The organism is Polynucleobacter sp. Tro8-14-1, from assembly GCF_018881655.1.
Classification (GTDB): Bacteria; Pseudomonadota; Gammaproteobacteria; order Burkholderiales; family Burkholderiaceae; genus Polynucleobacter.
In genome coordinates this window covers 1-255 of record NZ_JACVPX010000021.1, presented here as the reverse complement: position 1 = coordinate 255, position 255 = coordinate 1, and the positions used below count along the sequence as shown (strand labels likewise).

Sequence of the window (255 nt, the reverse complement as noted above, 5' to 3'; positions counted from 1 at the left end):
CAGCTTACGCATGAAGAACTCTTACTGAAGTCGCACTATTTAGAGGTGGAGAACGCTTACTTAAAAAAGCTCGAAGCCTTAGCTCAGCAAAAGTACTTGGCAAACAAGAGCAGGTCCAAGTCGTCACTGAGTTAAGGCAGCAGTACCCTTTGCAAACTATCCTAGGCATTGCCAATATGGCTAGGAGTGTCTACTACTACCAGCTAAGTGCTAGCGCTAAAGTCGACCCCTATCTGGATGCTAAGACTCAAATTG

The 255-nt window shown here is 45.5% G+C and carries 1 pseudogene; it reads left to right on the top strand.

What is annotated here, in order from left to right:
* Positions 1 to 255: pseudogene (locus tag ICN34_RS11630) on the top strand (IS3 family transposase); the annotation flags it as partial.